General features: G+C 56.4%; 7 protein-coding genes. 4 read left to right on the forward strand and 3 right to left on the reverse strand.

Annotated elements, in window-relative coordinates; translation table 11 throughout:
- Positions 1 to 60 precede the first annotated feature (60 nt).
- On the reverse strand, positions 61 to 1,353 hold the full coding sequence (locus ACWB12_RS12390) for a glycosyltransferase 87 family protein (protein ID WP_479530398.1): 1,293 nt from the start codon (positions 1,351 to 1,353) through the stop codon (positions 61 to 63).
- A 288-nt stretch (positions 1,354 to 1,641) separates the two neighbouring features.
- On the opposite strand from ACWB12_RS12390, the gene aspS reads away from it, so the two are divergent.
- The 3 genes from aspS (at position 1,642) to ACWB12_RS12405 (ending at position 6,332) form a co-directional block, all read left to right on the forward strand.
- Positions 1,642 to 3,606, forward strand: coding sequence for an aspartate--tRNA ligase (gene aspS, locus ACWB12_RS12395; protein WP_479530399.1), 1,965 nt, complete (start codon positions 1,642 to 1,644; stop codon positions 3,604 to 3,606).
- Between the two features lie 110 nt (positions 3,607 to 3,716).
- A complete protein-coding gene (locus ACWB12_RS12400) occupies positions 3,717 to 5,093 on the forward strand; it encodes a DUF1800 domain-containing protein (RefSeq protein WP_479530400.1) in 1,377 nt (458 codons plus the stop codon).
- A gap of 12 nt (positions 5,094 to 5,105) precedes the next feature.
- Positions 5,106 to 6,332: a DUF1501 domain-containing protein gene (locus tag ACWB12_RS12405; RefSeq protein ID WP_479530401.1), complete on the forward strand. Its 1,227-nt coding sequence runs from the start codon at positions 5,106 to 5,108 to the stop codon at positions 6,330 to 6,332.
- 95 nt (positions 6,333 to 6,427) lie between these two features.
- On the opposite strand, the gene ACWB12_RS12410 is transcribed toward ACWB12_RS12405, so the two are convergent.
- Positions 6,428 to 6,610, reverse strand: a complete 183-nt coding sequence (locus tag ACWB12_RS12410; RefSeq protein ID WP_479530402.1) for a hypothetical protein — start codon at positions 6,608 to 6,610, stop codon at positions 6,428 to 6,430.
- Positions 6,611 to 6,780: 170 nt separating this feature from the next.
- On the opposite strand from ACWB12_RS12410, the gene ACWB12_RS12415 reads away from it, so the two are divergent.
- Complete coding sequence (locus tag ACWB12_RS12415; RefSeq protein WP_479530403.1) at positions 6,781 to 7,494, forward strand: GNAT family N-acetyltransferase; 714 nt, start codon at positions 6,781 to 6,783, stop codon at positions 7,492 to 7,494.
- A 44-nt stretch (positions 7,495 to 7,538) separates the two neighbouring features.
- Here the strand turns inward: ACWB12_RS12415 and ACWB12_RS12420 are convergent, their stop codons facing one another.
- The gene (locus ACWB12_RS12420) at positions 7,539 to 8,255 is read right to left on the reverse strand and encodes a response regulator (protein WP_479530404.1); all 717 of its coding nucleotides are present in this window, start codon (positions 8,253 to 8,255) and stop codon (positions 7,539 to 7,541) included.
- Positions 8,256 to 8,328: the final 73 nt, after the last annotated feature.

Raw genomic sequence — 8,328 nt, forward strand, 5'->3', positions numbered from 1 at the left:
TTAAGGCCATGATTTCAATCGTCGCAACCGTCATTCATTTGCGGTAAATGTCAACAGGCCCTAATGCATTTGCCTAATTCGGTTTTTACAATGGGCCACGGCAAAGGCGAGGGCAAGGCTGATCATACTGACTGTGCCAAAGAAGGATGCGGGTTGCGTGATAAATCCGATATGCGGGTAGATTGATGTAAGGGCCACAACCGAAACCGGTGCGAAAATCAGCAACAGCAATACTGCGCCCCGTAGGGTGCCAAAGCGGTCAATCAACACAGGCGCAAAGACCACGGCAGGTAAGTAGTGGTAGCCCCAGGATATCGGATTAATCAGGGATATGCAGATAATGGCGATTGGCCAGAGCAAGCTGTTGTCAGAAACAGGTTCTTTATTCTGGCGTAATTTATAGGCAAAAAACGCCAGCGTCACCAGAATAGCAACCGCCGAAAGTCCGCGCCAAAGGGCGGGTTTGGCCATCACTAGCCACCCTATAATCTGGCTTTTATCTGCGGCCCCAGCAATGAGATTCGGATCAAGGATCATTTGCATTTGGTCGGCAAAGAACATTTGCCCAATTACCGCATCAAGCGAATAGGTATGGTTCGTAGTAATAATCGTGCCGCTAATTCTGCCAACTTCATCCAGGAACAGCCTGTGCAATGGCCACCCTGTCAGGGCGATAGATAGTCCACCAAGAATGGCACCGGTTATGACAAAACTGCCGAACGCCCGTCTGTTTCCGCTGGCCAGAAAAAGCAATGCCAACAGCGCCGGATACAGTTTGATCGATGCTGCAAGCGCGATGGCAGCCCCTGCTGTTAGGGGGGCGCCAGAGCGGTGGCGTTCCAATCCTAGAACGATCAGAAAGCTGACGAATATCTGGGGCTGGTTTTGCATAATGGGGACGACCCCGATCAGGGTAAACGCCAGAATGAGCAGGCCCAGCAGGGTAAACCTAAGCGCTGGCATTGTGCTGCCTGACGCACGCCACGCCAGTATAACCATGCTGCCTATCAGGAGCGGGTTTATAATGCTGGCCCATTTCACGACCGTATCAAATTGGGTTACTGTGGTGAGCCAGCCGAAAACATGCGCCCAGATCGGCGGGTAGATGAAGGGGAAAACATCGCTGCTGTTCCCTTGGCTATGATGATACGGGATCCATTCGGGCGGGGGGCGCATTGTGAAAATATCAGTGTCATGCGGGTAAATCTGGTCCAGCATGCCCAGCTGATAGTAATGACCCGCCAACCAGCTGGCCAATAGGTCGCTTGATCCTGAGGTGCCATTGATCAGGATAATAAACGTTGCGATGCTTGCAATAATTACAGCAATAATAGATGTGCCGATTGAACGCATTACCTGATGAAACCCTCTGGTTTGGGTGCTTTGGTCACCGCTATAATTCCCTTTCTACAAAGGTAAAATAATTATGGCTATATGCTGAATGCCAAACGGATTTATCTGTGGCCTCGTTGCTCCAATTTATTGAGGTTGGGTGTTTAGGGCAGATATTGGCTGCGAAAATTGCCCCGATAAGGGGCATATAGGGCAATTTGAATGGATTGCTGGCGTTGCGTCCCTTGACTTTAGCGGCTGTGCGCGGTGTATCAGCCCGACCAATCCATTCACCCCAAGGGGACAATCATGCACGTCTATCGCAGCCACACCTGTGCCGAACTGAACAAATCCAACGTGGGCGACACTGTTCGTCTGTCGGGCTGGGTACATCGCGTGCGTGACCACGGCGGGCTGCTGTTTATTGATCTGCGCGACCATTACGGGATTACGCAGGTGATGGCCGACCCCGACAGCCCCGTGTTTGCCGAGATCGAAAAGGTGCGTTCCGAGTGGTGCATCCGCATTGATGGTAATGTGATGGCGCGCGATGATGGATTGGTGAATTCGAAAATCCCCACCGGTGAAGTCGAGGTCTTTATCCGCGATATCGAGGTTCTGGGGGCAGCGGAAGAGTTGCCTTTGATGGTGTTTGGCGATCAGGAATATCCCGAGGAAACCCGCCTGAAATACCGCTATCTGGACCTGCGCCGCGAAAAGCTGCAAAACAACATGAAGCTGCGAAGCGATGTGGTGGCGTCGATGCGCAAGCGGATGTGGAATAAGGGGTTCCGTGAATTCCAGACGCCGATTATTACGTCGTCCAGCCCCGAAGGCGCGCGCGATTTTCTGATCCCGTCGCGGTTGCACCCGGGCCGTTTCTACGCGCTGCCGCAAGCGCCGCAGCAGTTCAAACAGCTGATCATGGTGTCTGGTTACGATAAATATTTCCAGATCGCGCCGTGTTTTCGGGATGAAGACCCGCGTGCGGATCGCTCCCCTACCGATTTTTACCAGCTGGATTTGGAGATGTCGTTCGTCACCCAGCAGGATGTTTTTGACACCATTCAGCCGGTGATTGCCAGTGTGTTCGAGGAATTTGGCGGCGGTCGCAAGGTCGATACCGAATGGGAGCAGATTTCGTATAAGGACGCAGCACTTTGGTATGGCACCGACAAGCCCGACCTGCGCAACCCGATCAAGATGCAGGTGGTATCGGACCATTTCCGTGGTTCCGGTTTCCAGATTTTCGCAAGCTTGTTGGAGAATGAGGGCACCGAAATTCGCGCCATTCCAGCGCCCAGTGGCGGGTCGCGCAAGTTCTGTGACCGGATGAACAAATTTGCCCAAGGCGAGGGCCTGCCGGGGATGGGGGATATTTTCTGGCGCGCCAAACCGGACGCGAAGGCCGACGATGCCTTTATGGCGTTGATTGCCGATGTTCATGATGGCGTTGCCAAAAAGCTCGGGGTTGCGGGGGTTCAGAAAGGTCAGGGTATTTCTGCAATCAACACGCCTTTCCTTTCGCATCTTATTGGCGCTTTGGTTGGTGCTGGGGCCGAAGACAAAGCGATCACAATTCGTACGGAGTATCTGGAAGCTGCTGGCCCTCTGGCGAAAAATATCGGGCCAGAGCGCACGGAAGCCATTCGTCAACAACTGGACCTAGGTGTCGGTGATGCCGCGTTCTTCCTTGCAGGCAAACCCAAGGCGTTTGAAACGGTGGCTGGCAAGGCCCGCACCGAAATCGGCAATGAACTGGGCCTGACCGACACGGACCGTTTTGCATTCGCATGGATCGTTGATTTCCCGATTTACGAGCGCGACGAGGAAACCGGCAAGGTCGATTTTGAACACAACCCGTTTTCCATGCCCCAAGGCGGGATGGAAGCGTTAAGCGGTGACCCGCTGGATGTGCTGGGCTATCAGTATGACCTGTCGTGCAACGGTTATGAGCTGGTTTCGGGCGCGATCCGGAACCACAAACCGGAAATCATGTTCAAGGCGTTTGAAATTGCCGGGTATGGCAAGGATGAGGTTGAAAAACGCTTTGGTGGTATGGTGAACGCGTTCAAATTTGGCGCACCGCCCCACGGCGGTTGTGCGGCAGGGATCGACCGCATCGTAATGCTGTTGGCGGACGAGGCCAACATCCGCGAGGTGATCATGTTCCCGATGAACCAACGCGCCGAAGATTTGATGATGGGTGCTCCGAACGAGCCGATGAACGAGCAGCTGCGCGAATTGCATCTGCGGGTGATCCCGCAGGATTAGGTTGCAAGCACGCTGAAAAATGCCAAAACCCCGCAGTAACCGCTGCGGGGTTTTTCATTTTGCACGGGGTCTGGTATCGTGCCGTTGAGAGGTGATCGTAAGAGGTGACTGTGACGTTTAACCCCGAAACCGCCGCCATCCGGTTTGGCACTGGCCTGTCCCCGCACATTGCGCCGCCCGCAAGTGTGGACAAAATGCTGGCCGGTTTGACGAGACCGGACGATATGGCCGAGCGGTTCCCGATTGGTGGATTTGCACAGATCGAAGCGGTGATGGAAGACATCCGCCGTCTGAACCGCACCCGCCGCGAGGCGCCTGCGATGGCGCAAGACATTAAGCAACAAATCCGTGAGTTGCGCAAAGGCGCGCGGCGTCAGCAGGCGGATTGGCTGCGGGCCACCATCGCGCGTGGGGTGTTCACCGAGGATGGGCTGCGCGAACGGTTGGTGCGGTTCTGGGCGGATCATTTCACCGTCAAAGGCAAAAAAGGCGTGATGCGAAACGCGGTTGCAACCTATGCCGAGGATGCGATCCGCCCCAACATTACCGGTAAGTTTTCCGATCTGTTAAAGGCGGCGACGTTTCATCCGATGATGTTGTTTTATCTGGATCAGGTCAATTCGGTCGGGCCTAAATCGGTGGCGGCGGTGCGTAATCCGGGGCGCGGGGTGAACGAAAATCTGGCCCGCGAGGTGTTGGAGCTGCACACGCTCGGGGTTGACGGGGCCTATACGCAACAGGATATTTCCGAGCTGGCCAAACTGTTTGCGGGGATGACCTATCGGCGTAAGCGTGGTTTTACCTATGCACCCAGAATGGCCGAGCCGGGGCCGGAAACGGTGCTGGGAAAATCCTATGGGGGCTATATTCAGGACCTGTTTCACGTCACCGATTTTCTGGACGATCTGGCGGTGCATCCCGATACTGCCCGCCATCTGGCACGTAAACTGGTGGTGCATTTTGTGTCGGATACGCCCGATGCGGCGCTGGTTGATCATGTGGCGGTGGCTTATGACGACAGCGACGGTGATTTGATCGCGACGTATCGCGCGATGTTATCGCATGACGCAGCGTGGGCGATGCCCGCGGTTAAAATCAAGCAACCTGTTGATTTTGTTATATCATCCCTGCGGGCGCTGGGCGTGAAAGAGGCTCGCATTACTGCGCTGAACTGGAAAAAGATACGCACATTGGTGATCGCGCCGATGGGGTTGATGGGGCAATTGTGGGAAAATCCGGTGGGGCCGGATGGCTGGGCGGAAGAGGCCGAACACTGGATCACGCCCCAAGGTTTGGCCGCACGCATTCAGTGGGCGATGACGGTGCCAGCGCTGCTGCGCCCTGATTTGCCGGACCCGGTTGCACTTGCGACCACCGCATTGGGTGCGCGGCTTGGCGATACGTTACGCCAAGCGGTGGCTGGTGTTGACGAGAAATCTGACGGGGTTGGGCTGATCCTTGCCTCGCCCGAATTTCAGCGGACCTGAGGGAGGAGTAACATGAGCGTATCACGGCGAAAATTCCTGCAACGGGTCGGGATATTGGGATGTTCGGCTGCGGCAAGCCCGCTGTTCACCCCGATGAGTTTTGCCGCCCTGCCATCGGACAACCGGCTGGTGGTGATCATTTTACGCGGCGGCATGGATGGGCTGGATGTGGTGCAACCATACGGGGACGCGGCGCTGGCGGACCTGCGACCGACATTGAAGTTTGGCGAAGACAGTGGTGCCTCTGATCTGGACGGGTTCTATTCGTTGCATGTGGGGTTGTCGGATTTGATGCCGCTATGGGCCAAGGGCGAGTTGGCGTTCGCCCATGCGGTTTCCACCCCGTACCGTGACAAGCGCAGCCATTTTGACGGGCAGGATTTGCTGGAAGCGGGTCTGGGAATGGACGGGGTTGGGCAGGTGCGGGATGGCTGGTTAAACCGGATGTTGCAAGCGATGCCGGGGGCGGACCCACACACGGGGTTTGCCATTGGACGCGAAGAAATGCTGGTGTTGCAAGGGGCTGCACCCGTGTCAAACTGGTCGCCAGATACGCATTTGAACCTGTCGGTCCAATCGCGACGTTTGCTAGAACAAGTGTATCACGATGATCCGTTGTTCAACGCGGCCGTGAGTGAGGCGATTGAACTGGCCGAGGTGTTGGACCCCGATATGGGGCAAGATGCGGGGATGGGGGCCGATGCGGCGATGATGCAGCAGCAGATGATCGCGTCCTTGCGTGGCGGGGCGCATAAACGGGTGGCCGCGTTTGCCGCCAACCGGTTGTTGGAAAATACCCGCGTGGCTGCGTTTTCGATCAATGGCTGGGATACGCATAACAATCAGGGTAGGGCGCTGAAGGGGGCGCTAACACGGCTGGCGGATACCATTCTGGTGTTGCGTCAGGAACTGGGGGATGTCTGGGGCAAAACCGCAGTGCTGGCGATGACCGAGTTTGGCAGAACCGCGCGTGAAAACGGCACCCGTGGCACGGATCACGGCACAGGCGGCGCGATGTTGTTGGCGGGGGGCGTGATTGCAGGCGGCAAGGTGTTTGGCGATTGGCCGGGGTTGGCGGAGGGCAATCTGTATCAGGGCCGTGATTTAATGCCGGTGATGGATGTGCGCAGCCTTTGTGCGATGGCGATGCGGGGGCTGTTCGAGATTGAACGCGCAACGCTTGAAGGTGCGATTTTTCCGGGGTTGGATATGGGCGTCGCGCCGCAGGTTATTTTGTGAATTGGTTATAGCGCTTTGCATTTAGTGTGGGGTAATAAGCGTCGGAATTCGCCCACACTTAGGGTGAATTCTGATTCAGTCGAATGCAAACTACTTTAGTAGGCCGTCGTGGCAGTGATAACCGGCGCAATTGTTTGCGGCGTTACGGCCTTGGCTTCGTGTGTTGCGGTCAGGGTGACAGCCATGCCCAGCGATACGGCACCGGCCACCAGTACAACCCAGTCAACAGCGATGTTGCCACTGTCTTCATGGGCAAAGCGGAAAAGTTTTTTAAGCATGGCAGGCTTCCTTATGGCAGATGGTTGTGTTGCTTGGCCTTAATATTGTCTTTGGAATGCGGCGAAAATTGGGTGAGAGTGGTGCGATTTCTGGGTATCTCGGGGCTGATTTTCCCCTCGACAGGGGCTACACAAGCGGTATCATCGCGGCAAAATGTAAAGGGTATATGATGTCGGACGAGACGCGATTGGGCAGGGTTATCAAAGGTTGGTCAGTGCCTGCGCGCCCTGTGGTGCCTGTGCTGGAGGGGCAACATGCACGGCTGGAATTGCTGGATGCGGACCGTCATGCCGCCGAAATCCATCGGGCCAACTGCGTTGATGATACGATCTGGGACTACATGGCTTATGGGCCGTATACGTCGGCGGCGGGGTATCACCGCTGGGTACGGGATATGACGGCGGGGGATGGTCCGGTGTTCTACGCGGTCAAGAACCTTGCAACGGGGCGTTTTGAAGGGGTTGCCAGTTATCTGCGCATCAACCCCGAGGCCGGATCAATTGAGGTCGGGCACATCAATTTCTCCAAACCTCTGCAACGCACCCGCGCGGCGACGGAAGCCATGTTTCTGATGATGCAGTGGGCCTATGAGGCGGGGTACCGACGTTATGAATGGAAGTGCAACGCGCTGAATATGGGGTCGCGCCGTGCGGCTGAACGTTTGGGGTTCAGCTATGAGGGGGTTTTCCGGCAAGTGGCAATCAACAAAGGGCGCAATCGGGATACGGCGTGGTATGCCTCGATTGACAGCGAATGGCCGGCGTTAAAATCCGCCTTTTCCACGTGGCTTGCGCCGGAAAACTTTGATACGGAGGGCCGGCAGAAAGAGAGCCTGTCTGATCTGACCCGTCTGGTGCGGGCTGTGGATGATCCGGCGCTGTGATTGACGCGGGTTTCACCTCAAGCCTTACGGTTAGGAACCGGACCCTAAACCACCTTATGTTCGGCAAGCCGTTCCTTGAACATCCCGTTTAACCGCTGCACATCGCTGCGAATGGGTTGCCCGTTGGCGCGGTCTGAAGCCAGCGCAAGGGCTGCTGCCTCGAGCGGGCCATCATGGGCACTGCGGGCAACGCCAGTGGTGAATTGCGCCACATAATCCAGCGTTTTGCCATCGGGACGCGCTCGCAGCACGTCCGCTACATGGGCGATATCATCCCGAAATGCGATCGGGTCAGGTGTGATCACCTCGTCGGGCACCATGCGTGGTCCTGGTGGCTGCGCGGTATCTGGCAGGTGGGTCAGGATGGCCTGCTGAAATGCCCCGAGGCTATCAATCGGTTTGGTCAAAAATCCGTCGGCTCCAGCTGTCATTGCATCGGCTTCGCCGCTGACATCGCCACTGATGGCCAGAATGACCCCGATGCGCGGGCTGGCCTGTGCCAGTTCACCAATCAGATCGGTGCCTGATCCATCGGGCAGCCCCAGATCGACCACCACCACTGAGGGGCGATATACTTGCAAATGTTTGCGGGCCGAGCCAAGACAATCCGCCCGCCGGATACGGGCGCCTGATCGCAGGCACAACAGCCGCATCGCTTCGCTTGCAAAGCGGCTATCCTCGACCACCAGCACGGTCAGCCCCAGCAGCGGCCGCGCGGCGGTGGGTGGTTGCCCCATCATCATATCGTTAAAATCATCCATTTTCGTGCCCTTCCAGTAAACGCCTTTGAGTCGTAGTTAAGCCGAGAATTGGCTAAGGGGAGGTTAACGGGAC

Source organism: Profundibacter sp. (genome assembly GCF_056498605.1).

What these genes read in the sequence shown, in the direction of transcription:
- ACWB12_RS12390 (WP_479530398.1), bottom strand. Translation starts at nt 1,353, where the DNA reads ATGCGTTCAATCGGCACATCTATTATTGCTGTAATTATTGCAAGCATC.
- ACWB12_RS12415 (WP_479530403.1), top strand. Translation starts at nt 6,781, where the DNA reads ATGTCGGACGAGACGCGATTGGGCAGGGTTATCAAAGGTTGGTCAGTG.
- ACWB12_RS12420 (WP_479530404.1), bottom strand. Translation starts at nt 8,255, where the DNA reads ATGGATGATTTTAACGATATGATGATGGGGCAACCACCCACCGCCGCG.
- ACWB12_RS12405 (WP_479530401.1), top strand. Translation starts at nt 5,106, where the DNA reads ATGAGCGTATCACGGCGAAAATTCCTGCAACGGGTCGGGATATTGGGA.
- aspS (WP_479530399.1), top strand. Translation starts at nt 1,642, where the DNA reads ATGCACGTCTATCGCAGCCACACCTGTGCCGAACTGAACAAATCCAAC.
- ACWB12_RS12410 (WP_479530402.1), bottom strand. Translation starts at nt 6,610, where the DNA reads ATGCTTAAAAAACTTTTCCGCTTTGCCCATGAAGACAGTGGCAACATC.